We start from the raw sequence: 24,448 nt of genomic DNA on the forward strand, positions 1-24,448 counted from the left end.
ATTCGATATCTGACAGATGTGCCGACCAACGGTCGGCACCCACCAACAGCCGCGTGAACCTGTCGAAGGCGGGGCACGGTGGGTTTGCGGGGTGTGAGCCGCATGGATGCGGCGACCAAGCCTCCAGGGATGGATTCACGGCGTCCCCGCAAACCCACCGTGCCCCGCCATCCCACGGATAGCCCGCTTTGGCCTTGGCTTTGGCTGTTGCCTCTGCAGGTGCAGGGCTGCAAGCCCTGCCGAAACCCCTTACCCCGCCATCACCGCTTCAATCTCGTCGGCGCTGCGCGCCAGGCCTTCGGTCAGCACGCGATGCCCGTCATCGGTGATCAGCACGTCATCCTCGGTACGGATGCCGATACCGCGCCAGCGCGGTTCCACCGTCGTATCGTCCACGCCGATATACAGCCCCGGCTCGATGGTGAACGCCATGCCCGGCTCCAGCAGCCGCGAATCGCCGGCCAGGCGATAGTCACCCACGTCGTGTACGTCCATGCCGATCCAGTGCCCGGTCTTGTGCCGGTAGAAACGCTGGTACAGGCCCTCGGACAGGTTCTTTTCCAGCGTGCCCTTCAGCAGGCCCAGCCGCAGCAGGCCTTCGGTCAGGGTCTGCACCGCCGCCAGGTGACCCATCTCGTAGGCCACGCCCGGCTTGGCCTGGGCCAGTGCCGCGGCCTGCGCGTCACCGACCAGGTCGTGCAGCGCGCGCTGCTCGGCGCTGAAGCGGCCGTTCACCGGGAACGTGCGGGTGATGTCGCTGGCATAGCCGCGGTATTCGGCACCGGCGTCGATCAGCACCAGCTCACCATCGCGCGAACGTGCGTTGTTGTCGCGGTAATGCAGGATGCAGCCGTTGCGACCTGCACCGACGATGCTGCAATAGGCCGGCACCGCGTCGTTGGCGCGGAACACGCGTTCCAGTTCGGCCTGCAGTTCGTATTCGTGGATGCCGGCCTTCGCCGCTTTCATCGCCGCCAGATGTGCACGCACGCTGATCTGCGCGGCGTGGTGCATCAGCGCCACTTCAGCACCGGACTTGAACAGGCGCTGCTCATGCAGCAGGTGGCCCAGCTCCAGGAACTCATGCGGCGGCTGCGCGCCGTGGCGCACCTGCGAACGCACGCGGTTGACCCAGCCGATCAGCTTCAGGTCGAAATCGGCGTCGCGGCCGAAGTGGTAATAGACGCGCGAACGCCCTTCCAGCAGGCCCGGCAGGATGTCGTCCAGATCGTCGATCGGGTACGCATCGTCCATGCCGTACTGCGCCACCGCACCTTCCTGGCCGGCGCGGCTGCCGTCCCAGGCCTCGCGCTCGGCATCGCGCTCGCGGCAGAACAGGATGGCCTCGCCGTGGCGGCGGCCCGGGATCAACACCAGCACCGCTTCCGGCTCCGGGAAGCCGCTCAAGTACTGGAAGTCCGAATCCTGCCGGAACGGGTAATGGGTATCGAGGCTGCGCACCTTCTCGGCGGCGGCGGGAAGCACTAGGATCGCATCCTCGCCGGCCATGTCCATCAGCTGGCGGCGCCGACGCTTGTATTCGCCGGCCGCGATGCCGGTGCGCTGCTTGATGTCCATCAGTTCAGGCGCTGCCGATGGCGCGAGGCCAGCACCACGTCACCGTGCAGCAGCAACACCGCCACGCGGATGAATTCCTCGATCTCGGACAGGGCTTCGTCATCGTCATCGCCGCCGGCCTCGAAATCCTCGCTGGAGGCACGCGCCAGGCTGGCCATGTCGGTCAGCGCTTCTTCGCCCTCTTCGGACAGGGTCGGGCGGCGGCCACCGCTGCCCAGGCCGAAGCCGCCCAGGAAGGAACGGGTCCAGCTGAACATGGCATCAGCCTGCGCGGACACGTCGTCGCCATCGGTCAGCAGCAGTTCGAAGGCGAAATCGCGGTCTTCCAGTTGCTTGATGGTGACCTGCAGCAGCTGCCCCAGCACGCTGTCGGCGGCCACCGGCGGCAGGTTGTCGTCGGCCAGCACACGCGCCGGCCAATCATTGCCGGGGGCACCACCGGCGGCCAGCCAGCCGCACAGTGCGCCGTGCAGCTCGGCAGCGGTGGCGCCCAGGCCCAGTTCCTGGCTGGCGCGGGTAACGTCGTCGACGGAGGGAAGTTCGGTCATCGTGCGGCTCGTTCGGAAAGGAAACCCGGGGCGCGCACGCGCGCGCCCGTGAGACCCCGTAGTGTAGCAACCCGACGGCATCCTCTCTGCGACCGTCAGGCCTTGCTGCGACAACGCTTGACCGCCCTTACCCGGCTTGCCTATCGTGCCCGTATGGAACCCGCCGATCCCCTTGCCCAGCTGCAGGACTTCGCTGCCCGCGTGGAAGCGTTGCTTGAACGCAACCAGCGCCTGGCCGAGGAGAACCGCAGCCTGCGCCACCAGCAGGAACAGCTGGTGGCCGAGCGTTCCACGCTGCTGGCCAAGAACGAGCAGGCACGCTCGCGGGTGGAAGCAATGATCAGCCGGCTCAAATCCCTGGAGCAGCACACATGAGCGCCGAACCGGTCAGTGTCCGCATCCTCGATCGTGAATACACCGTGGGTGTCGGCGGCGATGAACGCGACAGCCTGATGGCCGCCGCGCGCCTGCTCGATGCGCGCATGCGCGAAATCCGCGGCAGCAACCGCATGGCCGCGGTCGACCGCGTCGCCGTGCTGGCGGCGTTGAACCTGGCCCATGAACTGCAACTGCTGCGCGACGAGAACGCCCGCCAGGCAGTCGCCCTGCAGCAGACGCTGGCCGACCTGAACCGGCGCCTGGACCGCGCGATCGACGGCACCCCGTAGAAGAGGGGACGGAGGGAATCAAGGCGCATTCGCCCCTTCCGTGCCGGAAACGTCTTAATCCCCTCCGTCCCCTTTTCTCATATCTGAATTGGCACGGACTGTTGCCGACGAACGGCCTATCCAGATCCTGCGTGCTGGCTATAATGGCCACGCGTTCTCTGCGGTACTCGACGGCATGTGCAAACATTCGCCTTGTCCCTTAAGAACGACACCGGGAGCGCGACAGCGCCGGGAGTGCAGGTCCGCCTTGTAGCGGGAAGCCCGATGGTTCTCCAGCGTTCCCACTTGAGCCCCCGGGTTCAAGGTCGTTTCGCATGCATCGACATTGCGGAGAATGCAATATTCCAGCAAGGGCGGCGTCTTCGGGCGTCGCCCTTGTTCTTTCCGGCACAATGACGGCTGATCCTTGCCGCACGCTGCCATGACCGACCCGCGCCAGGCCCTGCGCCACGACCTGCGGCAACGCCGCCGCGACCTTTCCGCCGCTGAGCGCATCGCCGCCGCCGAATCGCTTGCCGACGCCCTGCTCGCCCTGCCGTTCGCCCCGCGCGAAGGCGCCGTGGCCGGCTACTGGGCGCTGGATGGCGAAATCGCCCTGCACCGGTGGCAGGTGCAGTTACCCGACACACTGACCTACTGCCTGCCGATTCTGGCCGGCGACACGCTGCGCTTCGCGCCATGGCGGCCCGGGCAAGCATTGACCAGCAACCGTTACGGCATCCCCGAGCCGGATGTGGCCGTGGAAGACACCCTGGAACCGGCGCAGATGGCGCTGGTGGTGACCCCGCTGGTGGGCTTCGACACACAGTGCCGGCGGCTGGGCATGGGGGGCGGCTGGTATGATCGCAGCTTCGCCTTCCGCCACGATCGGCCGGCGCCGCCCTGGCTGGTCGGCGCTGCGTTCGCGGTGCAGCAGGTCGAGTCCTTGCCGGTGGCGTCGTGGGACGTGCCGGTGGATGCGATCTGCACCGAAGACGGCACCCTGTTCCCCTCCGCTGCCCCCGTGAACGCATGACCGCCCGCAAGCGCTACTGGCTGATGAAGTCCGAACCGGACGCCTTCTCCATCGATGACCTGGCCAAGGTCAAGGTCGAACCCTGGAACGGGGTGCGCAACTACCAGGCGCGCAATTTCATGCGCGATGGCATGCAGGTGGGCGACGGCATCCTGTTCTACCACTCCAATACCAAGGTGCCCGGCATCGTCGGCCTGGCCACGGTCGCCAGCCCGGCCTATCCGGACGACACCCAGTTCGACCCCAAATCCGACTACCACGACCCCAAGAGCACGCGCGAGAACCCGCGCTGGATGCTGGTGGACGTGGCCTTCGACCGCAAGCTCAAGCAGGTGATCGCGCTGGACGAGATCAAGCTGCACGCCGAAGAACTCGGCGAGGGCTTCCCGCTGGTTGCCAAGGGCAACCGCCTGTCGGTGTTCCCGGTGACCGCCGCGCAGTGGAAGCTGCTGCTGTCGCTGGAAAAGAAATCCTGATTCCCTGCCTGAGAGTTCTCCCATGTCCGAAGCCAAGCGCCTGGCCGCCGAGAAAGCCATCGAGTACGTTGAAGACGGCATGATCGTCGGTGTCGGCACCGGTTCCACCGTGGCCTATTTCATCGATGCCCTGGCCCGCATCCAGCACCGCATCAAGGGTGCCGTGTCCAGCTCCGAACAGAGCACCGCGCGCCTGAAGCAGCACGGCATCGAGGTGATCGAGCTGAACCACAGCGGCAACCTGTCGCTGTACGTGGACGGCGCCGATGAGTGCGATGCCAACAAGTGCCTGATCAAGGGTGGCGGCGCCGCACTGACCCGCGAGAAGATCATCGCCGAGGCCAGCGAGCGCTTCATCTGCATCGTCGACCCGAGCAAGCAGGTGCCGGTGCTGGGCAAGTTCCCGCTGCCGGTGGAAGTGATCCCGATGGCGCGCAGCCTGGTCGCCCGCCAGATCCGCGACATGACCGGCGGCCAGCCGACCTGGCGCGAAGGCGTGGTCACCGACAACGGCAACCAGATCCTGGACATCCACAACCTGCAGATCACCGATCCGGAAAAGCTGGAGCGCGAGCTCAACCAGCTGCCCGGCGTGGTCTGCGTCGGCCTGTTCGCGCGCCGTCGCGCCGATGTGGTGATCGTCGGTGGTGAGCCGCCGGTCGTGCTCTGACCCTTTCGAAGGATCCTGACGATGTCGCTGTTGCGTTCGCTGCTGATGCTTCCGCTGCTGGCCCTGGCCGGCTGTGCTACCGACGCGGCCCGCCACTGGGTCGAGCTGGATGGCGCCCGCTACCAGGTCGAGTTGGCCACCAACGATGAAACCCGCGCGCGCGGGTTGATGTTCCGCGACCAGATGGCCGCCGATCACGGCATGCTGTTCATCCACGACCGCGAGGAAATGCAGGCGTACTGGATGAAGAACACCAAGCTTGCGCTGGACATCCTGTACTTCGACAGCCAGCGCAAGCTGGTCAGCCAGCAGCGCGATGTGCCGCCGTGCTCGGCCGGCGACATGTGCCCGCCCTACCCCAGCGGTGGACCGGCGCGCTATGTGCTGGAGCTCAACGCCGGTCAGGCCGAGAAGCTCAAGCTGAAGGACGGCACCCAGCTGACCTTCGGCCCGGGCATCGAAAAGTAGACGATGCGGCCGGCCAGCGGCCGGCACCCGCCGAATCAACATCAAGGGCAAAAGCTGGGTTACCGAGGGATGACGGGGCGGTGTGGACTTGCAGGACACGCCGTAAACCCGCCCCTGGGGGCTCGTAGGCGCCATCCATGGCGCCTGCGGTCCTGCAAGCCCACACCGCCCCACCTCTGACAGTTGGCCGGTGGCTGTTGGCAGGTGTCGACCTTGGTCGACACGACATTTCCAAGGCGATGTTCTTTTCACGCGGCACCGCTTGAAACCGCCTGCAATTGCCGCCAGTCTGTGGTCATGCAGGACCAGATCTCACTCCCCGACTGGGATGCACTGGCCGACCTCGAAGACGAGGCGCTGCCACTGTTGCCGACCGCGCTGCTGATCGCGCGCGATGAATACCCCGATCTGCAGCCGTCCACCTACGACGCGCTGATCCAGAGCCATGTCGACCACCTCCGCTCGGAAGTGGACAGCATCGACAACAGCCCGCTGAAGATGGCGGCGATCAACCGCCACCTGTTCGACGAGCTGGGCTACAGCGGCGACCACGACGAGTACTACGACCCGCGCAACAGCTACCTCAACCAGGTATTCGAGCGCCGCCTGGGCAACCCGATCTCGCTGGCGCTGGTGCAGATGGAAGTCGCGCGCCGGCTGGGCATTCCGCTCGACGGCGTGTCCTTCCCCGGCCATTTCCTGGTGCGCCTGCCGGTGGACGACGGTGTGCTGGTGATGGATCCGTTCAATGGCGGCCGCCCGCTGGACGTGGACGAACTGCGCGAGCGGGCCAAGTCACACCTGGGCGGGCAGATGCCCGACGACCAGGTGCTGGCGCAGATCCTCGACCCGGCCCCTGCGCGCGCGATCCTGATGCGGATGCTGCGCAACCTGCACGGTGTGTATGCCGAAGCGGGCGAATGGGACCGTGCCGCACGTAGTGCCGACCGCCTGCTGAAGCTGGCCCCGGAGCAGGACGACGCGCTGCGTGATCGCGGCCTGGCCTACCTGCAGCTGGAGTACCTGGCCGGTGCCCGCCATGACCTGGGGCAGTATCTGAAGCGCAACCCGGAAGCCAGCGATGCGCAGTGGCTGCGCGAGAAGCTGATCGACCTCGGCGGGCCAGTGCCGCGGCTGCATTGAGGGTGTCCGGTGTGCGGACCAACGGTCCGCACCCACAGAAGGGCCTGCAGGCCCCGCCATCAATCGACCTCGACCATCTCGAAATCGGCCTTGGTCACGCCGCAATCCGGGCAGGTCCAGGTCTCGGGAATGTCCTCCCAGCGCGTCCCCGGCGCGATGCCCTCTTCCGGCAAGCCTTCCGCTTCGCTGTAAAGAAAGCCGCAGACCACGCACATCCAGGTACGCAAGGTGGTGGGGGTGGCATCGCTCATCGGATAATCAAGGCTGGATTCACGGGCCGCCATTGTCCCATCGCGGCCCACTCACCGGTAGCCATCGATGACTTCTGCTTCCCCGGCGCCCCGCGGCGTCTACCTGATCACCCCGGACGAGCCCGATACCGCACGCCTGCTGGCCCGCACCGCGCCGCTGCTGGCCGCCGGCGCCACCTGGCTGCAGTACCGCAACAAGACCGCCAGTGACGCGCTGCGGCGCGAGCAGGCCACCGCCCTGCAGGCGCTGTGCGCGGAACACGGCGTGCCGCTGATCGTCAACGACGATCCGGCGCTGGCCAAGGCGGTCGGCGCCGCCGGCGTGCATCTGGGCGGCACCGACGGTGACATCCCCAGCGCGCGCGCGCTGCTTGGTGCCGAGGCCATCATCGGCGCCTCCTGCTACGACCAGCTGGCCAATGCCGAGCAGGCCGTGGCCGCAGGCGCCAGCTACGTGGCCTTCGGCGCGTTCTTCCCGACCACCACCAAGGTCACCAACAGCCGCGCCCATACCGACCTGCTGCGGCAAGGCGCCGCACTGGGCGTGCCGCGGGTGGCGATCGGCGGCCTGACGCCGGACAATGTCGGTCCCATCATCGACGCCGGCGCCGATCTGGTCGCCGTGGTCAGCAGCGTGTTCGCCGCCGAAGACCCGGTTGCGGTTCAGCGCGCCTTCCTCGCCCAGTTCGCGTAATGCCCAGGAAATCCGCATGAACCACGACCAGTCCCACGCCCTGTTCTCCCGCGCCCAGCAGCTGCTGCCGGGCGGCGTCAATTCGCCGGTACGCGCGTTCAAGTCGGTCGGTGGCGAACCGTTCTTCGTCGAGCGTGCCGACGGCGCCTACCTGTACGACGTCGACGGCAACCGCTACATCGACTATGTCGGTTCCTGGGGCCCGATGATCGTCGGCCACAACCATCCGGCCGTCCGCCAGGCAGTGAAGAAGGCGATCGACAATGGCCTGTCCTTCGGTGCGCCGTGCGCGGCCGAAGTGACCATGGCCGAGACCATCACCCGACTGGTGCCGTCATGCGAGATGGTGCGCATGGTCAACTCCGGCACCGAAGCCACGCTGTCGGCGATCCGACTGGCGCGCGGCGCCACCGGCCGCAACCGCATCGTCAAATTCGAAGGCTGCTACCACGGCCATGGCGACTCGTTCCTGGTCAAGGCCGGCAGCGGCATGCTGACCCTGGGCGTGCCGACCTCCCCCGGCGTGCCGGCCGGCCTGAGCGAACTGACCCTGACCCTGCCCTACAACGACTTCGAAGCGGCTACTGCCCTGTTCGAACAGCAGGGTGACGACATCGCCGGCCTGATCATCGAACCGGTGGTCGGCAACGCCAACTGCATTCCGCCACGCGAGGGTTACCTGCAGCACCTGCGCGAACTGTGCACGAAGCATGGCGCGCTGCTGATCTTCGACGAAGTGATGACCGGTTTCCGCGTTGCCCTTGGCGGTGCACAGGCGCACTACGGCATCACCCCGGACCTGACCACCTTCGGCAAGATCATCGGCGGCGGCATGCCGGTGGGTGCCTACGGCGGCCGCCGCGAACTGATGCAGCAGATCGCCCCGGCCGGCCCGATCTACCAGGCCGGCACGCTGAGCGGCAATCCGGTGGCGATGGCCGCCGGCCTGGCGATGCTGGAACTGATCCAGCAGCCGGGTTTCCACGCCGACCTGGCCGAGCGCACCGCGCGCCTGTGTGCCGGCCTGGAAGCGGCCGCCGCCGACGCCGGCGTGGTCGTGACCACCACCTGCGTGGGCGCGATGTTCGGGCTGTTCTTCACCAGTGAAAAAGTGGAGACCTATGCGCAGGCCACCGCCTGTGACATCCCGGCGTTCAACCGCTTCTTCCACGCGATGCTGGACCAGGGCGTGTTCCTGGCACCGTCGGCGTACGAGGCCGGCTTCCTGTCCAGCGCGCACGACGATGCGGTGATCGAGGCCACGCTGGCCGCCGCACGCGTGGCGTTCAAGGCCGCCAAGGGCTGAGCCCGCTCTGCACGAAAAAGGGGACGGAGGGGATTAAGTCGTTTGTGCACAAACGACTTAATCCCCTCCGTCCCCTTTTTTTCCTGGTAGAGCCACGCCATGCGTGGCTGCTCAACCGAAGACGAACTTGCCCTTCATCATCGCGAAGTGGCCGGGGAACGAGCAGAAGAAGGTGTAGTCACCGCCCTTCTGCAGGCCCTGGGTAGAGAAGCGCACGCGCGCGGTTTCACCACCGCCGATCACCTTGGTGTGCGCCAGCACGCGCTTGTCGGCCTTCGGCAGGTAGCTGTCGGCCAGGGTCATGCGCATGCCAGCCATCGCCACCGGCTGGTAATCCGCGCTGCGGGTCAGCACCCAGTTGTGGCCCATCGCGGTAGCGGCCAGCTTGCCGGTGTGGCGCAGGGTCAGGTCCACGGCGGTGCAATCAGCGGCCACCTTGATCTCGCGGCTGCTGAAGCTCATCTGGTCGGTGCTGTCGATGCTCACCGCACACACCCGCGCCATCGCTGACGGCGCCAGCATCAGCGCGCCCAGTCCCACTGCCACCATCCAAGCCTTCATCGTTGCATCTCCTGCGGATTCAAGCGCCATTCTAGGCAGGCCCCTGCGGCCGCGTCTGCGACCGTCTGTCGCATGGCTGCTCCAGGGTTTCCCGCGTGTTCACTGCAATGGCATGCTCGACCAATGCGGATCGACCTGTTGCTGCTGGATGTGGATGGCGTGCTGGTGCACTACCAGCGCGCGCAGCGCGTGCTGCACCTTGCGCAGGCGCTGGATGTCATGCCGGAAACCGTGCAGGCCGCGCTGTACGACAGCGGGCTGGAAGCGGCACATGACAATGGCACGCTGGATGGCCCGGCCTATCTGGCGCAGCTGAGCAAACAGCTGGGCCGCACCGTTGATGTGCACACCTGGATCGCGGCGCGACAGGCCGCCAGCCATCCGCAGGCTGCCGTGTTGCAGCGGCTGCAGGCCCTGCAGTTGCCGATGGCAGTGCTGACCAACAACGGCGCGCTGATGCAACAGGCCTTGCCCACCCTGCTACCGGAACTGTTCCCGGCCCTGCAGGACCGCGTGTTCTGCAGCGCGGATTTCGGCCTGCGCAAACCGGCGCCTGCGGTATTCCTGCGCACGCTTGAGGTACTCGGCGTGGCACCTGCGCGCACGCTGTTCGTCGATGACCTGTTCGCCAATGTGCGCGGCGCACGCGCCGCCGGCCTGCACGCGGAAACCGTGCGCGATGGCCGGGGATTGGGCAAGGTGTTGAAACGTTACGCGGTGAGCTGATCGGGGTCAGAGCCCTCTCCGCAGGAGAGGGATCCGACCCCAGCGCCGCGGCGTCAGCGCGCGGCGATGAACGCAGCAATCGCTGCGCGCAGGCGCTTGAGGCCTTCGGCCACTTCTTCGTCGGTGATGTTCAGCGACGGCACGAAGCGCAGCACGTCCGGGCCGGCCTGCAGGGTCAGCAGGCCCTGCTCGGCGGCGTGGTCGAGGATCGCACCGGCCTGGCCGGCGAAGTCCTTGCTCAGCACCGCGCCCAGCATCAGGCCACGGCCACGCACGTCGCTGAACACACCGAACTCGTCGTTGATGCGGGCGAAGCCATCGCGCAGCGCCTTCGACTGGCGGCTGACGTTGGCGGCGATCTCCGCCGAGGCCAACTTGCGCAGCGCCACGCGCGCGACGGCGGCCGCCAGCGGATTGCCACCGAAGGTGGTGCCGTGCGCGCCGAACTGCATGGTTTCAGCGACCTTGGGGCCGGCCAGCATCGCGCCGATCGGGAAGCCACCGCCCAGCGCCTTGGCCAGGGTGACCATGTCCGGTACCACATCGTCCTGCCAGTGCGCGAACAGCGTGCCGGTGCGGCCCATGCCGGCCTGGATTTCATCCAGCACCAGCAGCGCGTTGTGCTGGTCGCACAGTTCGCGCACGCGCTTGAGGAAACCGGACTTGGCCGGCATCACGCCGCCCTCGCCCTGGATCGGCTCCAGCATCACTGCGGCCACGTCGCCGGCGGCCATCGCGGTTTCCAGCTGCACCTCATCGTTGAAATCGATGTAGCGGAAGCCACCGGGCAGCGGCTCGTAGCCTTCCTGGTACTTCGGCTGGGCGGTAGCGGTCACCGCGCCCATGGTGCGGCCGTGGAAGCTGCCACGGAAGGTGATGATCACCCGCTTGTCGGCCGGGCGGCCCTGGCTGGAGGCCCACTTGCGGACCATCTTGATCGCCACTTCGTTGGCTTCGGCGCCGGAGTTGCACAGGAACACGCGCTCGGCGAAGCGGCTGGCCTTCACCAGCTCCTCGGCCAGGTGCAGCGGCGGTGCACTGTAGAACACGTTGCTGGTGTGCCAGAGCTTGCCGGCCTGCTCGACCAGTGCGGCCACCAGGTCCGGATCGTTGTGACCCAGGCCGCACACGGCGATGCCGGCGGCCAGGTCGATGAACTCACGGCCCTGGCTGTCCCACACGCGGGCGCCCTGGCCTCGTTCCAGTACCACCTGGCGGGGCTTGTAGACCGGCAGGTAATAGTGCGAAAGGGAGATCAGCGGATCGGTAGCGGCGGTCATGGCAGTCGGCAGGGTTCAGGAATGCCCATTCTCGCGCCGGAACCCCTGCGGCACAATGTGCCCATGCGACCGTTTACCGCCCCCCAGTTGAACCCCGCCACCGAGACCGGCTGGCGCCGTCGTTGGTTCGACATCATCTACCGCCACGACACCCGGCCATCGCGCAATTTCGACCTGATCCTGGTGGTGGCGATCATCACCAGCATCCTGGTGGTGATGATCGACAGCGTGCAGCACCTGCATGCCGAGTGGTCGACCTGGCTATACGTGCTTGAGTGGGGCTTCACGATCATCTTCACCGCCGAGTACCTGTTGCGGCTTGCGGTGGTCAAACGGCCGCTGCGCTACGCGACGAGTATCTGGGGCATCATCGACCTGCTGTCGATCCTGCCCGCTTACCTGTCGATGTTCATCCCCGGCGCGCAGAGCCTGCTGGTGGTGCGCGCGCTGCGCATCCTGCGCGTGTTCCGCATCCTCAAGCTGACCCGCTACATCGAGGAAAGCGGCGTACTGATGACGTCGCTGTGGCGCAGCCGGCGCAAGGTGCTGGTGTTCCTGTTCACGGTGATCACCATCACCATCATCGCTGGTGCGCTGATGTACGTGATCGAGGGCCCCGAACACGGCTTCACCAACATCCCGGCCAGCATGTACTGGGCGGTGGTGACCATGGCCACGGTAGGCTTCGGTGACATCGTGCCGCAGACCGTGCTTGGCCGCTTCGTCACCTCGGTGCTGATCCTGATCGGCTACAGCATCATCGCCGTGCCCACCGGCATCTATACCGCCGAACTGGCCAGCACCATGCGTGAAGCCGAGCAGGCCGCGCGCCGCGATGCGCGCGGCTGCCCGGACTGTGGGCTGGAAGGCCATGAACCGGATGCACTGCACTGCCGCAAGTGCGGCGGCAAGCTGCCGGATGCGTTCAACCATTGAGGCAGATGCCGGCCAGCGGCCGGCACTACCTCTCGGCGGTTACGCATGGATGCGTGTGCCGTTGCTCATCGCATGCGGTTGCTGGTGGTCACCAGATCGTTGTATGCGGCGAGGATCGTTGACTGCGCCCCTTCCGGGTCGGTGGTGAGCCAACTGCCCGACGCCTTCCGCTCTGCCGCCAGCGCTTCGGCGGTGATCGGCTTGTGCTGCTCCAGGCGCTCGACGCCACGTCCCGCAGTACGCACCAGCTTGTCCGCCGAACGCTGCACGTGGCCCCACATCGGGTCGTCCTTGCCGACACCGCCGTTCTGGATTTCCGTCACCAGTGCCTGATAGTCAGCCAGCTGCACGCGCAGCGCCGCAACATCCGGTGCGTCGTCCTGGAACGCCGTGGCCAGTAGCTTGCCGTCGCCCAGCAGGCGAAGGTGATAGTAGGCCAGCGAGCGCCCTTCGCTCTCCTCGATCTGCTTCAGCTGCGCGGCACGGCGATCGTTCTCGTTTTTTTCCAGCGCCACATCCATCGCTTCGCTGGCCTTGAAGAAATCAGCATAGGCCTGCATCAGCGGGGCATGCTGGCTGCGCATCCCTTCACCGCCATCACGACGATAATCCTCGCGGGTGAAGTATCCATCGGCGCGCTCGACCAGGGTGTTCAATGCCTGGAAGGCCTGCTGATAGTCACGCGCGGGGCCATCCATCGGCAAGGCCGGGGTCTTCGCCAGCGCGTCGGTCAGTGGCTGGCCGCAGTACTCGACGCGGTGCGACAGCACCTTCCCGGGCGAACGCGGTTGCGCTTCATTGCCGGTCGGGCCGGCTTCAGGGTCCTTCATCCAGCTGGTGTAGGTCTGGAAACCCTCATGAATGGGTTGTTCAACGCCGTTGTAGCACTCGATGTAGGCGTTCACCTTCTCCAGGCTGGGGTCGGCCAGCGACAACCCTGCCGGTTTGTTGCAGCCGCTCAGGCCAGCCACAGCGCCGATCAGCAGCAGCGGCGCGATACGCAGACAGGAAGTCGTCATGGTCTCTCGCATGGGTGCTGGCGCGCCGGTCACTGGCGGTTGCTCTGGAAAACGAGCGTGTTGTATTCCTGCATGAGCTTGCTGGCAGAGCCACGCGGCGCCATCGACGGCGAATCAAGCATGCGTCGTTCGAAATCGGTGTAAGGCTTTTTCTCGCTGACGCGCTGCAGCCGCTCCTTGCCTTCGCGCCGGAAATTCTCGGCCCCACGCTCGAAGCCTTCCCAGTCCGACTTGCCCGGTTCCTGGTCGGCAACCTTGGCGTGCGCTTCATCGGAAATGCGGTTGAAGGCATCCAGGCGTTCGCGGGCCTTGGCCTGATCGAAATCATCCTCGCTCATCAGATCCATGATGGCCTTGGCTTCCAGCATCATCGCCAGACGGTAGTACTCGCGCGTGCGCCCCTCGGCCTGTTCCAGCGCCTTGAGCTGCTCGCGCTGGGCGGCGTCGTTCTGGCGCTCCAGCTCGGCATTGAACGTTTCGCTGGCAGCCACGAAATCCTTGAAGGCAGCCATCAAGGGCGCGTGCAGCTGCTTGCCCTTGGCGAACTGGTCGTCTTCGTAGTCCTGGCGATCGTAGTAGTCATGCGCGTCCTTGCTGACCGGCACCAGCGCCTTCAGCGCCTGCTGGTAGTGACCTGCAGCCGCATCGAGTTCGGCCAGCGCCGGCTTGGCAGCAATCGCCTCGGTCACCGGAGCGTCGCACTGCTTCATGTCGTAGTCGCTGATCTCGAACGGGCCGTACACGTGCGTCTCGCGTCCGGTCGGGCCAGCGTCGACATCCTTGATCCAGCGCGTGTAGGACTGGATGCTGCCGTGGGTTTTCGAATCCAGCGCGTTGAAGCAGCCGATGTAGGCGTTGAGCTTGGCGGTCAACTGCTGCTGTGTATCGGACGGGGCCGTGCTGGCGTCCGGCGTGCCGGAGGCAGCGGCGCCACCCGCAGCTACGGGTGCCTTGCCACCGCAGGCGGTCAGGATCAACGACAGCGAAGCGGCCAGCGCCGCGACGGAAAGAGTGCGTGACATGTGCTCACATCCTTGTTGAAAACGATTACAGCCACGCATTCTAGCGCAGCTAGGCCGAGGGTCGCAGCCCTCGGCCTCTTCCAGCGACGCGCGGTCAATCCAGGAACAGATCCGGCAACAACGGCCGCGACGGATCCACCGCGTATCCGGAAAGATCGGTGATACCGGCCTGTGCCAGCACTTCATCGTCGATCAGGAACTGGCCGTGGAAGCCGGCCGCTTCACGCACCAGCACCGCATGTGCGGCATCAGCCATGATCTGCGGCGTACGGCAGCCAGCCGCATCCACGCCCGGAATCATGTTGATCGCATCGGTGGCGATCACCGTGCGCGGCCATAGCGCATTCACCGCCACGCCCTGCGGACCGAATTCGGCGGCCAGGCCCAGGGTGACGAAGCTCATGCCCATCTTCGCCAGCGTGTAGCCGGTGTGCGGTGCCCACCACTTCGGCTCCAGGCTCGGCGGCGGCGCCAGAGTCAGGATGTGCGGGTTCGGCGCCTGCTGCAGGTACGGCAGGCAGGCCTGCGCACACAGGAAGCTGCCACGCGAATTGACCTGCTGCATCAGGTCGAAGCGCTTCATCGGCGTATCCAGCGTGCCGCGCAACCAGATCGCGCTGGCGTTGTTGATCAGGATGTCGATGCCACCGAAGGTATCGACCGTGGCCGCCACCGCCGCCTGCACCTGCTCTTCCTCGCGGATGTCGCACTTCAGGGCCAGGCCCTGGCCACCGGCTGCCGTTACCGCTTCGGCTGCGGTATGGATGGTGCCCGGCAGCTTCGGATTCGGCACCGACGACTTGGCTGCAATGGCCACATTGGCGCCGTCGCGCGCAGCGCGCAGTGCGATGGCCAGGCCGATGCCGCGCGAGGCACCAGTGATGAAAAGCGTTTTGCCCTGCAGACTGCCCACGTTCCACACTCCAGCGTATGCAATGAGCCGCTAGTATGCCGCGCCGACGCGGAGTTCACCCGCCCTTGACGATACTTGGGCCTCCAGACAACGCACGAGGTCCACGCCATGCGCCGTTCCCGCCTGTTGCTGCCTGCCCTGGGGCTTGTCCTGCTGACCGCCTGCCAGGGCCGTTCGCCGGAACCCGGAAAGGAGCCGCCCGCCGGTGACGCGCCCAGCGCGGAGAAGGCCGCCGCCGACGGCAAGATGCGCTGGAGCGAGGCGGTGGTCTGGGATGGCGATCTCAACGCCTGCCGCCAGGGTGAGAACGCCGCGACCCGCGATTGCCTGCGCGATGCGATGCGCGCGGGTGGCGCCAGCGCCGATGCCGTTACCGCCGCCGAGCAGTTGTCCAGCGGCGGCGAGCTGGCCTATGTGACCGCCTGGCACGAGAACGAAGGACTGGGCATTGCCACGGTCGAGTATCCGTTCCGCGCCAACACCAATGAAGGCACCCGCCTGGTCGATGCCAGCGGCAAGCGCATCGATGTGGATGCCGTGCAGTTGGACGACACCCTGCGTGCCGACCCCACTGTGCAGGAGCTGCTGAAGGCCAACCCGCAAGCCACGCCGTTCGCACCGGCACAATCGGCCGGCGCTTCGCCATTGGAGAACGGCGGCATCCGCCTGCTGTACCGCACGCCGCTGCGCGACTGCCACGCCTGCCCGGATGTGGGGCAGTTGCAGATCGCCTATGACTTCGATGCCAAGCGCAACTTCATCGGCCAGCAGGTGGTGCCGGCGACGCCGTAAGGCCACCGCCCCCTATAGAGCCGAGCATGGCTCGGCTCTACATTTCTATTCCTGGTACAGCACTGCCACGCCATCACCACGGGCAAGCCGCTTCACCTGGTCCAACGTATCCACCGTCATGACGGAGTACGTGACCTCCACACCCGAGTGCAGGCGTCCCTCGGCAGTGTCCTCATCACTCGCCACTGATATCAGCTTGCGAATTCCGGCGAATCGATAGAGGGAAGGCCTACCGTCTTCACCCACCAGGCGACCGGTCAGATCCTCATACCCGGAAGCAAGCGCTTCTGCATTCTCAAGAGCGTGTTCATCGTTGTCGGCACTGATCAGATACACGTTCTCATGCACCCGGAACGCCCCCTGTCCTGGACTCTCGTAGTAGAAAATGGCGTGTGCGCAATACCACATGCATCACCTCAATGATTCTTTTGCGGGTTGTCCCTGGTTTGGATGTCGCGAGCCTTCTGCTGCCAGCGGAATCCACATTTATGCGGCACTTGGCAATGAGCCGTTCAGCCGTTAAGCAGCCCACGGATCACAAACCACATCCACGCATGGCCTGGATCTACCGGTACAACCGCACCTGCTTCTCCAGCAGATGCGGCACGATCAGCCGATGCACGGGCGCAACCGGCAGCATGTACACGCGCCCGAACGCGTTGTGCGTATGCACCACCGTCGCCACTTCCAGCACATCGCCCTGCCATTGCAGGGCCAACTGCACACGCAGGTGGCGGTCGTCGTCTTCCAGCACGATGGCATCGACGTCCAGCGACTGCAGGGTGAAGATGCCCAGCCGCTGGCCGGGTTGAGGATCCGCAACAACCTGCACCGCCCGCAACGAGCCCAGGTGCTTCATGCCGAGCAGGCGCATGCCGTGGTTGCGCAGCGCCATCAGCCCATCGAACCAGCCGGGAATGGTCGCGGCCATATCGCGGTAGGCCTGCAGGGCCGAGCGCCCATCGCGACGGGTCGTCGCCTGGCAGGCGTGCACGAAGTCGGCACCGGGCAACTGCGCACGCAGCACGCTGCAGGCAGTTGGCGGCCTGCTCACGACGGACGCACGGCTCACGGCTTCGGCCCCTGCCCTTCGTTATCTTCCCAATGCAGGATGCGGCGGGTGACGAAGCGGTAGACCGGCTTGCCGGTAGCAAACCACAGTTCGCGCACCCACGAGGTGCGCTTGAGCAACCGCTTCTCCACCGGGGTGAGCGACTCGCGGCAGTACATGCGCTTGTGCTTGAGCAGGTGGCGCAGGTCCTCGCGGGCCAGCAGCCGCATCCAGCGCGAGCGCGGGTTGCCGATCACCGCCAGCTGGAAGTCGATCAGCGCCGGGCGGCCATCGTCGGTGACCAGCCAGTTGGCTTCCTTGGCCAGATCGTTGTGGGCCACGCCATTGCGGTGCAGCTGCTGCAGCAGCCGACGCGCCGAGCGGAACCAGGCCAGGTCACCGCGTGGTGGACGCTGGTACATGGCATCGCCGGCCATGAAGCTGCGGTCGAGGTGACGGCCATCCCACGCCAGCAGCTGCGGCACATCGGCCATGCCGTGGATGTGGCGCAGCGCGCGTGCTTCGCGGCGGGCCAGCCACCAGGCCGGCAGCCGCAGCCACAGCGGTGTGGCGCCCAGATCACGGCGCACGAAGGGGCCATCGGGCCCTTTCACAAGAAGGATCTGGCCGAAGCTGTCGGCCTTCAAAGCGTGCGGTGGAGCGTCTGGCGTATGCGGCATGGGGCCATTCTAGGCGAAGGCGCCGGTTGCAAACGGTCACGAAGCGGCTGGGAACCAGTCACCTTCACGCCCCTATAATCGGGCAATGGACTCTTCATGGATCGACGCCACGCTCGCGTGGATTGCCGCTCACCCCGTGCTGGCGGGTGCTGTTATCTTCCTCATCGCCTTCTGCGATGCGGTGATCATTCTTGGCGCCATCGTGCCGGCGCTGCCGCTGCTGTTCGCGGTGGGCGTGTTCATCGGCCTGGGCCAGATCTCCGGGCCGTACGCGGTGGCGGCTGCAGCCTTGGGCGCATTTGCCGGCGACGGTATCAGTTACTGGATCGGCCGCCGCTGGGGTGACCGCCTGCGCGGCGTATGGCCGTTCAGCCGCTACCCGCAGCTGCTCGATCGCGGCGAGAACCTGTTCCGCCGCAATGCCTTCAAGAGCATCCTGATCGCACGCTACGTCGGCGCGATCCGACCGTTCGTGCCGGCCATCGCCGGCATGATGAAGATGCCCGCCAGCCGTTACGTGCAGGCCAGCGGCATCGCCAGCATCTCCTGGGCGGTGCTGTTCCTGGCGCCGGGCTGGATTCTTGGCGAGGCGTATGACGCCGTGGCCGCCGTGGCCGGACGACTGGTGGTGGTGGTCGGCCTGCTGGCGGTGATCCTCGGCCTGGTCTGGGCCATCGTTCTGTACGGCTATCGCTGGTCGGCCGCGCGCATGGACAACTGGCTGGCGCGCCTGCTGGATTGGTCCAACCGTCACCCGACGCTGGGCCGCTACACCGTTGGCGTGCTGGACCCGAAGCGGCGTGAGTCCGTGCCGCTGGCAATGCTGGCGTTGATGCTGCTGGTACTGGGCTGGGGCTGGTTCGCGTTGCTGACCGTGGTGGTCGCACACGGCGAGCCGCTGGCGATCGACCTCCTGGTGCACCAGGCCATGCTGGCGCTGCGCAATCCGCTGGCCGACTACCCGATGGCCGCGCTGGCATCGCTGGGCGCCTGGCAGGTACTGCTGCCGGCCACCGCGGCGGCGATGGGCTATCTGATCTGGCGCCGGCGCTGGATGGCAGCCGCGCACTGGCTGGCCGCGCTTGCCTTCGGCCTGGCGCTGACCATGCTGCTCGGCGCCACCGTGGATGTGGTGCGCCCGGTCGATGCCAGCAGCGGCTTTGGCTTCCCGTCGGTGTCGGTGACCATGGCCACCATCACCTTCGGTTTCTTCGCGGTGCTGATCGCCCGCGAGATGCCCGGTCGCACCCGCGTCTGGCCCTACCTGGTGTCGGGCATCGTGGTCAGCCTGATCGGCTTCTCGCGCCTGTACCTGGGCGCGCACTGGCTGAGCGATGTGATCGGCGGCATGCTGTTCGGCACGTTCTGGCTGCTGGTGCTGGGCATCGCCTACCGCCGCCGCTTCAACCGCTCGTTCTGGGTGAAGCCGGTGGCCTGGCTGTTCTACGGCGTCTTCGCCGTGGCGGCGATGTGGTACGCGCCGCGCCACATTCCGGTGAAGCTGGAGCGGTTCGAGCCGACCCTGCCGGCACCGCAGGCGATGGATGCGCAAGCCTGGTGGCAGCACGACTGGGCCACGCTGCCGGCGCGCCGCAACGAATTCGACGACGACCAGCGCTGGCCGCTGGACGTGCAGGTGGCGGGCCCGCTGGCGCCGCTGCAGGCGCAGCTGGAAGCCCGCGGCTGGAAGCGGCAGGAGCAGGCCGGCTGGCAGCAGGCGCTGCTGATGCTGGACAAGAACACCGGCGCCGATGAGCTGCCGGTATTGCCGGCCACGCTGGACACCCGCGTGGAAGCACTGCTGATGGTGCGCCAGGGTGCGAAGCCGGATGAGCGCTATGTGCTGCGCTTGTGGCCGGCACCCGCGCAGCTGCAGCCGGGCAACACGCCGCTGTGGCTGGGCAGTGCACAGACCCTGCGTTACGAGCGCCACTTCGAATGGATCGGCATGTGGCACCCGTTGCGGGGTGTCGACCCGGCGTTGAACGCGGTGAAGGACGCCGTGCAGGACCTGCCGCAGCGCGAAGACGTGCACAGCGAAACCGGGCTGCCGGTGCTGCGGTTGAAGACCACGCCGTGATGGCGCCGGTGCTTCTCTGGTAGTCGCCAACCTTGGTTGGCGCTTCGGGTGAAGGCTGCCAACCAAGGTTGGCAGCTACCGGTTCCGCTGCGCCCTGGTAGTCGCCAACCCTGGTTGGCGTTTCCCGGTTCCGCCGCGCTCCGGCTGTCGCCAACCCTGGTTGGCGTTTCCCGGTTCCGCTGCGCTCTGGTATTCGCCAACCCTGGTTGGCGATTCCCGGTTCCGCTGCGCTCTGGTAGTGGCCAACCTTGGTTGGCGGTTATCGGCTACGGCATCCAGCCCAGCAACTGCTGCAACCGCTGGTGCGGGTCATCCATCTGCAGCAGCTGCAGGCGCCGCTGCTCGCTCAGCGGCAGCAGTTCGGCCAGCCGCCAGCCGACCCAGCTGGCCTGGTCCAGCAACGCCGGGTTGGCCGGCGCATAGGCCTCGCCGGCCTGTTCGATGATGTGCCCCAGCACCGTGGCCAGCAGCGCATGCTGCGGCCGTAGCTCATCGTCCGGATCTTCGTCGCACCAACGCACGTCGGCTACCACCAGACCGTTGTCGCGTACGCGGGTGCGCTCGACATGGAAGCGGCGGGTACCACGCAGGCGCAACTGCAGCACGCCGTCGGCGCCGACATCGAAGTCTTCGATGCGTACCTGCACGCCATAGGCGGCCGGCGTCGCTGGTGCGCCGACTTCCTCGCCATCGAGGATCAGACAGACACCAAAGCCTTCGCCACTGCGGCCGCTGTCGCGGACCAGATCCAGGTAGCGGCGCTCGAACACGCGCAGGCCTACCGCCGCACCCGGCACCAGCGTGGTGTGCAGCGGAAACAGCGGCAGCGAACCGTCGACGCTCATCGGGCCTGCAGCGCGGCGAGGAAGCGACGCGGCGCGCCGTCGAAGCCACCGTTGGACATGAACACCACGTGGTCACCACTGCGCGCGCTGGCCTGCAATTGCGCCAGCAACGCGTCGGTATCGGGCACCGCGTGCGCTTCGCCACGCACCGCGGCGATCACCGCAGCGGCATCCCAGGCCAGTTCCGGGCGATGCAGGAACACCACTTCATCGGCCAGCGCCAGCGACGGAGCCAGCGCCTGCGCGTGTGCGCCCAGTCGCATCGAATTGCTGCGCGGCTCCATCGCGACCACGATGCGCGCATCACCGACCTTGGCACGCAGGCCTTCCAGTGTGGTGGCGATCGCGGTCGGGTGATGGGCGAAATCGTCGTAAATGGTGATGCCGTCATGCTGGCCGATCACTTCCATGCGGCGCTTGACGCTGCGGAAGCGTGACAACGCAGGAATCACGTCGGCCGGTGCCACGCCCACCGCATGCGCGGCGGCCAGCGCAGCCAGGCCGTTGAGCACGTTGTGGCGGCCCAGCAACGACCACTGCACGTCGCCCATTGCCTGCCCGCGGTGATGCACGCGGAAGGCGCTGCCATCGGCGGCCAGCAGCTCGGCATGCCATTCCAGCGACGGATCGAATCCGAAGCGTTCGACCGGCGTCCAGCAGCCCATCGCCAGCACTTCGGCCAGATGCTGATCCTCGCCGTTGACGATCAGTCGGCCACGCGCCGGCACCGTGCGCACCAGATGGTGGAACTGGCGCTGGATCGCGGCCACGTCGGGGAAGATATCGGCGTGGTCGTATTCAAGGTTGTTGAGGATGGCCACCAGCGGCCGGTAGTGCACGAACTTGCTGCGCTTGTCGAAGAAGGCGGTGTCGTACTCGTCGGCCTCGACCACGAACTCGCGGCCCTGCCCCAGGCGGGCGGAGACGCCGAAATCCTCGGCGACGCCGCCGATCAGGAAACCGGGTGAACGACCGGCGCTTTCCAGCAGCCAGGTGAGGATGGTGGTGGTGGTGGTCTTGCCGTGGGTACCGGCCACGGCCAGGGTGTCGCGGCCCGGCAGCACCTGTTCGGACAGCCACTGGGCGCCGGAGATGTAGCGCTGGCCGGCGTCGAGCACGGCCTCCACGGCCGGGTTGCCGCGCGAGAGCGCGTTGCCGATCACCACCTCATTGGTGCCGGCCGGCACGCTGTCGGCGCGGTAACCCTGGTCCAGGGTGATGCCCAGCTGTTCGAGCTGGGTCGACATCGGCGGATAGATGGCCTGGTCGCTGCCGCTGACCGTATGGCCCAGTTCCCGCGCCAAGGCGGCCACGCCGCCCATGAAGGTGCCGGCGATTGCAAGGATATGTACGCTGCTCATGACCGAGGATTGTGACCGATGACGGCTGTATAGGGCCAATGTCCGATCCGGGGTAAGACAAGTCCTACACAGGATGTGAGAAAACTCCAATCATCTGTCAGGGAAATCCCGATAGCGATGTTCTGTGAACCCGGACACAATTCGAACTGCCAGCCGCAGTACCCGAACCGGTCCTACTCCCCAAGAGGCCATCCCCAAGGGAGCTCATGCTGCGGGGCCCTGAGCAAGCCCTCTGCTGGCGCCTATCAAACGACACAGGCCTGATCCTCGCGGACCAGGCCTGTGTTTTTTTGCGCCCAATGAGCCGGCAGTTCGCGCCGGCCCAGCCGGATCAGGCCTTGATCGCCGCCAGGATGCGGGCTTCGATCTCGTCCAGCTCACCGACGCCATCGACGCGGGCCAGGGTGCCACGGCCGGCGTAGAAATCGACCACCGGGGCGGTCTGGTCGTTGTAGACCTGCAGGCGCTGGCGCACCGCTTCCGGATTGTCATCGGCGCGGCCCTGCTCCTTGGCACGACCGGCGATGCGGTCGACCAGCAGCTCGGTGGCCACGTCCAGCTGCACCACGGCATCCAGCGGCTGGCCGATCTTGGCCAGCAGGCCGTCCATCGCGTTGGCCTGGGCCACATTGCGCGGGTAGCCATCGAGGATGAAGCCCTTGGCGACATCGGCCTGGGTCAGGCGCGACTCCAGCATGCCCAGCAGGATGTCGTCCGACACCAGGTTGCCGGCATCCATCACCGTCTTGGCCTGCTTGCCCAGCTCCGTGCCCGCGGCGATTTCCGCGCGCAGCATGTCACCGGTCGAAATGTGGGCGATCCCCAGCTTTTCCTTCAGGCGCGTCGCCTGTGTCCCCTTGCCCGAACCGGGCGGTCCCAACAGAACCAATCGCATTGACCTGACTCCAACGTGTTGAAAACAAAGAAGGTTCGCGTCCCGGACGGTCCGGTATCGCTGCACCGCAATAGCGCCACTTTACCGCATCCGGGTAATGTCCCTGCAATGTCCCCTCCCCCGAGCAGGTAGAAGCATGCGCAACGGTACTCTCCTTTATGCCCAGTCCGGCGGTGTCACTGCGGTCATCAATGCCACCGCAGCAGCGGTGATCGAGCAGGCGCGGGCCAAGGGCATCAAGGTCCTGGCCGCCCGCAACGGCATCCTCGGCGCCCTGCGCGAGGAGCTGATCGACACCAGCAAGGAGAGCGCCGCGGCCATCCGCGCGCTGGCCCATACCCCGGGCGGCGCCTTCGGCTCGTGCCGGGTCAAGCTGAAATCGCTGGACGCCGACCGTGCCCGCTACGACCGCCTGCTGGAGGTACTGCGCGCGCATGACGTGCGCTGGTTCCTCTACAACGGCGGCAACGATTCGGCCGATACCGCGCTGAAGGTCTCGCAGCTGGCCAAGGCCTCCGGCTACGACCTGACCTGCATCGGCGTGCCCAAGACCATCGACAACGACCTGGCGGTGACCGACACCTGCCCCGGCTTCGGCTCGGCGGCCAAGTACACCGCCGTCTCGGTGCGCGAGGCGGCGCTGGACGTGGCGGCCATGGCCGAGACCTCCACTCGCGTCTTCATCTACGAGGCGATGGGACGCCACGCCGGCTGGCTGGCCGCCGCCGCAGGCCTGGCTGGCAACGGTGATGACGAAGCGCCGCACATCATCCTGCTGCCCGAGCGCGCCTACGACGAGGCCGCGTTCCTGGCCAGGGTGAAGGCCGTGGTCGAGCGCGTCGGCTATTGCGTGGTGGTGGCGTCTGAAGGTATCGCGACCGCCGATGGCCGCTTCGTCGCCGACGCGGGCGGCGGCAAGGACTCGTTCGGTCACTCGCAGCTGGGCGGCGTGGCCGCGCACCTGGCCGGCCGGGTCAAGGACCAGCTGGGCCTGAAGGTGCACTGGGCGCTGCCCGACTACCTGCAGCGCTCGGCCCGCCACCTGGCCAGCAAGACCGACTGGGAGCAGGCGCAGGCGGTCGGCAAGGCCGCCGTGCAGCTGGCACTGAAGGGCCAGAACGGTGTGATGCCGGTGATCGTGCGCAGCAGCGATGCGCCCTATCGCTGGAAGATCGAAGCGGCGCCGCTGTCGAAGATCGCCAACCACGAGAAGAAGATGCCGGCCGGCTTCATCCGCCGCGATGGCTTCGGCATCACCGCCAAGGCACGCGCCTACCTGTCGCCGCTGATCAAGGGCGAAGCCCCGCTGCCGTACGGCACCGACGGCCTGCCGAAGTACGTGACGCTGAAGAACGTGGCCGTGAAGCAGAAGCTGCCGGCCTTCGAGGGCTGAGCCGAAAAAGGGGACGGAGGGGATTAAGTCGTATACGCCCCTTTGTGTTGAGCCCTGTGCGGAGCGCAGGGCACATT

Annotated in this window: 28 protein-coding genes and 1 other RNA gene; 15 read left to right on the forward strand and 14 right to left on the reverse strand. The window is 66.6% G+C overall.

Annotated elements, in window-relative coordinates:
* Positions 1 to 249: 249 nt before the first annotated feature.
* Together ACZK5G_RS18245 and ACZK5G_RS18250 are read right to left on the reverse strand one after the other, a co-directional pair.
* Positions 250 to 1,572 (reverse strand): aminopeptidase P N-terminal domain-containing protein, encoded by a 1,323-nt coding sequence (locus ACZK5G_RS18245; RefSeq protein ID WP_100437673.1) that lies wholly within the window; start codon positions 1,570 to 1,572, stop codon positions 250 to 252.
* A 5-nt stretch (positions 1,573 to 1,577) separates the two neighbouring features.
* Positions 1,578 to 2,126 carry a YecA/YgfB family protein gene (locus tag ACZK5G_RS18250; protein ID WP_032128368.1) on the reverse strand — a complete coding sequence of 183 codons (549 nt, stop codon included), beginning with the start codon at positions 2,124 to 2,126 and terminating at the stop codon, positions 1,578 to 1,580.
* Between the two features lie 153 nt (positions 2,127 to 2,279).
* On the opposite strand from ACZK5G_RS18250, the gene ACZK5G_RS18255 reads away from it, so the two are divergent.
* From ACZK5G_RS18255 to ACZK5G_RS18290, 8 genes are all read left to right on the forward strand, one after another.
* A complete protein-coding gene (locus ACZK5G_RS18255; RefSeq protein ID WP_005410898.1) occupies positions 2,280 to 2,501 on the forward strand; it encodes a TIGR02449 family protein in 222 nt (73 codons plus the stop codon).
* Positions 2,498 to 2,794: a cell division protein ZapA gene (locus ACZK5G_RS18260; RefSeq protein ID WP_005410899.1), complete on the forward strand. Its 297-nt coding sequence runs from the start codon at positions 2,498 to 2,500 to the stop codon at positions 2,792 to 2,794. The genes ACZK5G_RS18255 and ACZK5G_RS18260 overlap by 4 nt, the downstream gene beginning before the upstream one ends.
* A gap of 152 nt (positions 2,795 to 2,946) precedes the next feature.
* A non-coding RNA gene (ssrS, locus tag ACZK5G_RS18265) (6S RNA) lies at positions 2,947 to 3,132 on the forward strand.
* A gap of 83 nt (positions 3,133 to 3,215) precedes the next feature.
* Positions 3,216 to 3,809 carry a 5-formyltetrahydrofolate cyclo-ligase gene (locus ACZK5G_RS18270; protein ID WP_032128369.1) on the forward strand — a complete coding sequence of 198 codons (594 nt, stop codon included), beginning with the start codon at positions 3,216 to 3,218 and terminating at the stop codon, positions 3,807 to 3,809.
* Positions 3,806 to 4,285 (forward strand): EVE domain-containing protein, encoded by a 480-nt coding sequence (locus tag ACZK5G_RS18275; RefSeq protein WP_032128370.1) that lies wholly within the window; start codon positions 3,806 to 3,808, stop codon positions 4,283 to 4,285. The genes ACZK5G_RS18270 and ACZK5G_RS18275 overlap by 4 nt, the downstream gene beginning before the upstream one ends.
* Before the next feature lie 22 nt (positions 4,286 to 4,307).
* The gene (rpiA, locus tag ACZK5G_RS18280; protein WP_006389802.1) at positions 4,308 to 4,955 is read left to right on the forward strand and encodes a ribose-5-phosphate isomerase RpiA; all 648 of its coding nucleotides are present in this window, start codon (positions 4,308 to 4,310) and stop codon (positions 4,953 to 4,955) included.
* A gap of 21 nt (positions 4,956 to 4,976) precedes the next feature.
* The gene (locus tag ACZK5G_RS18285; RefSeq protein ID WP_032128371.1) at positions 4,977 to 5,423 is read left to right on the forward strand and encodes a DUF192 domain-containing protein; all 447 of its coding nucleotides are present in this window, start codon (positions 4,977 to 4,979) and stop codon (positions 5,421 to 5,423) included.
* A 297-nt stretch (positions 5,424 to 5,720) separates the two neighbouring features.
* Positions 5,721 to 6,566, forward strand: a complete 846-nt coding sequence (locus ACZK5G_RS18290) for a SirB1 family protein (protein ID WP_049400716.1) — start codon at positions 5,721 to 5,723, stop codon at positions 6,564 to 6,566.
* Between the two features lie 59 nt (positions 6,567 to 6,625).
* On the opposite strand, the gene ACZK5G_RS18295 is transcribed toward ACZK5G_RS18290, so the two are convergent.
* Positions 6,626 to 6,850, reverse strand: coding sequence for a rubredoxin (locus tag ACZK5G_RS18295; protein WP_080291769.1), 225 nt, complete (start codon positions 6,848 to 6,850; stop codon positions 6,626 to 6,628).
* 34 nt (positions 6,851 to 6,884) lie between these two features.
* Here ACZK5G_RS18295 and thiE point away from each other — a divergent pair, with 34 nt between their 5' ends.
* Together thiE and hemL are read left to right on the forward strand one after the other, a co-directional pair.
* Complete coding sequence (gene thiE / locus ACZK5G_RS18300; RefSeq protein WP_478464314.1) at positions 6,885 to 7,511, forward strand: thiamine phosphate synthase; 627 nt, start codon at positions 6,885 to 6,887, stop codon at positions 7,509 to 7,511.
* 16 nt (positions 7,512 to 7,527) lie between these two features.
* On the forward strand, positions 7,528 to 8,817 hold the full coding sequence (gene hemL, locus ACZK5G_RS18305) for a glutamate-1-semialdehyde 2,1-aminomutase (protein WP_107431539.1): 1,290 nt from the start codon (positions 7,528 to 7,530) through the stop codon (positions 8,815 to 8,817).
* Between the two features lie 111 nt (positions 8,818 to 8,928).
* Here hemL and azu read toward each other — a convergent pair whose 3' ends face one another.
* Entirely contained in the window at positions 8,929 to 9,378 is a 450-nt protein-coding gene (gene azu, locus ACZK5G_RS18310; protein WP_049460658.1) for an azurin, read from the reverse strand.
* A gap of 123 nt (positions 9,379 to 9,501) precedes the next feature.
* Between azu and ACZK5G_RS18315 the strand changes: the two genes are divergently transcribed.
* The gene (locus tag ACZK5G_RS18315; RefSeq protein ID WP_478464316.1) at positions 9,502 to 10,104 is read left to right on the forward strand and encodes an HAD-IA family hydrolase; all 603 of its coding nucleotides are present in this window, start codon (positions 9,502 to 9,504) and stop codon (positions 10,102 to 10,104) included.
* Positions 10,105 to 10,157: 53 nt separating this feature from the next.
* Here the strand turns inward: ACZK5G_RS18315 and ACZK5G_RS18320 are convergent, their stop codons facing one another.
* The gene (locus ACZK5G_RS18320) at positions 10,158 to 11,384 is read right to left on the reverse strand and encodes an acetylornithine transaminase (RefSeq protein WP_006467246.1); all 1,227 of its coding nucleotides are present in this window, start codon (positions 11,382 to 11,384) and stop codon (positions 10,158 to 10,160) included.
* 63 nt (positions 11,385 to 11,447) lie between these two features.
* Between ACZK5G_RS18320 and ACZK5G_RS18325 the strand changes: the two genes are divergently transcribed.
* Positions 11,448 to 12,320 carry an ion transporter gene (locus tag ACZK5G_RS18325; RefSeq protein ID WP_478464317.1) on the forward strand — a complete coding sequence of 291 codons (873 nt, stop codon included), beginning with the start codon at positions 11,448 to 11,450 and terminating at the stop codon, positions 12,318 to 12,320.
* 65 nt (positions 12,321 to 12,385) lie between these two features.
* On the opposite strand, the gene ACZK5G_RS18330 is transcribed toward ACZK5G_RS18325, so the two are convergent.
* The 3 genes from ACZK5G_RS18330 to ACZK5G_RS18340 all read right to left on the reverse strand — a co-directional run bounded on the left by ACZK5G_RS18330 (position 12,386) and on the right by ACZK5G_RS18340 (position 15,274).
* Positions 12,386 to 13,351: a YiiG family protein gene (locus ACZK5G_RS18330; protein WP_121504500.1), complete on the reverse strand. Its 966-nt coding sequence runs from the start codon at positions 13,349 to 13,351 to the stop codon at positions 12,386 to 12,388.
* Positions 13,352 to 13,368: 17 nt separating this feature from the next.
* Positions 13,369 to 14,361, reverse strand: a complete 993-nt coding sequence (locus ACZK5G_RS18335; protein ID WP_458074637.1) for a YiiG family protein — start codon at positions 14,359 to 14,361, stop codon at positions 13,369 to 13,371.
* A gap of 94 nt (positions 14,362 to 14,455) precedes the next feature.
* Positions 14,456 to 15,274 (reverse strand): SDR family oxidoreductase, encoded by an 819-nt coding sequence (locus tag ACZK5G_RS18340; protein WP_032128377.1) that lies wholly within the window; start codon positions 15,272 to 15,274, stop codon positions 14,456 to 14,458.
* 108 nt (positions 15,275 to 15,382) lie between these two features.
* On the opposite strand from ACZK5G_RS18340, the gene ACZK5G_RS18345 reads away from it, so the two are divergent.
* Complete coding sequence (locus tag ACZK5G_RS18345; protein WP_478464319.1) at positions 15,383 to 16,066, forward strand: hypothetical protein; 684 nt, start codon at positions 15,383 to 15,385, stop codon at positions 16,064 to 16,066.
* A 45-nt stretch (positions 16,067 to 16,111) separates the two neighbouring features.
* On the opposite strand, the gene ACZK5G_RS18350 is transcribed toward ACZK5G_RS18345, so the two are convergent.
* The 3 genes from ACZK5G_RS18350 to ACZK5G_RS18360 all read right to left on the reverse strand — a co-directional run bounded on the left by ACZK5G_RS18350 (position 16,112) and on the right by ACZK5G_RS18360 (position 17,797).
* The gene (locus ACZK5G_RS18350) at positions 16,112 to 16,474 is read right to left on the reverse strand and encodes a DUF4288 domain-containing protein (protein WP_423175192.1); all 363 of its coding nucleotides are present in this window, start codon (positions 16,472 to 16,474) and stop codon (positions 16,112 to 16,114) included.
* 157 nt (positions 16,475 to 16,631) lie between these two features.
* The gene (locus ACZK5G_RS18355; RefSeq protein WP_478464321.1) at positions 16,632 to 17,138 is read right to left on the reverse strand and encodes a DUF2867 domain-containing protein; all 507 of its coding nucleotides are present in this window, start codon (positions 17,136 to 17,138) and stop codon (positions 16,632 to 16,634) included.
* Positions 17,135 to 17,797, reverse strand: a complete 663-nt coding sequence (locus tag ACZK5G_RS18360; protein ID WP_478464323.1) for a serine/threonine-protein kinase — start codon at positions 17,795 to 17,797, stop codon at positions 17,135 to 17,137. Before ACZK5G_RS18360 ends, ACZK5G_RS18355 begins: the two co-directional genes overlap by 4 nt.
* A gap of 85 nt (positions 17,798 to 17,882) precedes the next feature.
* Between ACZK5G_RS18360 and ACZK5G_RS18365 the strand changes: the two genes are divergently transcribed.
* A complete protein-coding gene (locus tag ACZK5G_RS18365) occupies positions 17,883 to 19,877 on the forward strand; it encodes a bifunctional DedA family/phosphatase PAP2 family protein (RefSeq protein ID WP_329894239.1) in 1,995 nt (664 codons plus the stop codon).
* A 266-nt stretch (positions 19,878 to 20,143) separates the two neighbouring features.
* Here ACZK5G_RS18365 and ACZK5G_RS18370 read toward each other — a convergent pair whose 3' ends face one another.
* From ACZK5G_RS18370 to ACZK5G_RS18380, 3 genes are all read right to left on the reverse strand, one after another.
* The gene (locus ACZK5G_RS18370) at positions 20,144 to 20,722 is read right to left on the reverse strand and encodes an LON peptidase substrate-binding domain-containing protein (protein WP_478464325.1); all 579 of its coding nucleotides are present in this window, start codon (positions 20,720 to 20,722) and stop codon (positions 20,144 to 20,146) included.
* Positions 20,719 to 22,083, reverse strand: a complete 1,365-nt coding sequence (mpl, locus tag ACZK5G_RS18375; protein ID WP_180838357.1) for a UDP-N-acetylmuramate:L-alanyl-gamma-D-glutamyl-meso-diaminopimelate ligase — start codon at positions 22,081 to 22,083, stop codon at positions 20,719 to 20,721. Before mpl ends, ACZK5G_RS18370 begins: the two co-directional genes overlap by 4 nt.
* A gap of 331 nt (positions 22,084 to 22,414) precedes the next feature.
* Positions 22,415 to 22,978 carry an adenylate kinase gene (locus tag ACZK5G_RS18380; protein WP_014038375.1) on the reverse strand — a complete coding sequence of 188 codons (564 nt, stop codon included), beginning with the start codon at positions 22,976 to 22,978 and terminating at the stop codon, positions 22,415 to 22,417.
* 136 nt (positions 22,979 to 23,114) lie between these two features.
* Between ACZK5G_RS18380 and ACZK5G_RS18385 the strand changes: the two genes are divergently transcribed.
* Entirely contained in the window at positions 23,115 to 24,371 is a 1,257-nt protein-coding gene (locus tag ACZK5G_RS18385) for a 6-phosphofructokinase (RefSeq protein WP_478464327.1), read from the forward strand.
* Positions 24,372 to 24,448: the final 77 nt, after the last annotated feature.

Source organism: Stenotrophomonas sp. 62841_Sma (assembly GCF_056482945.1).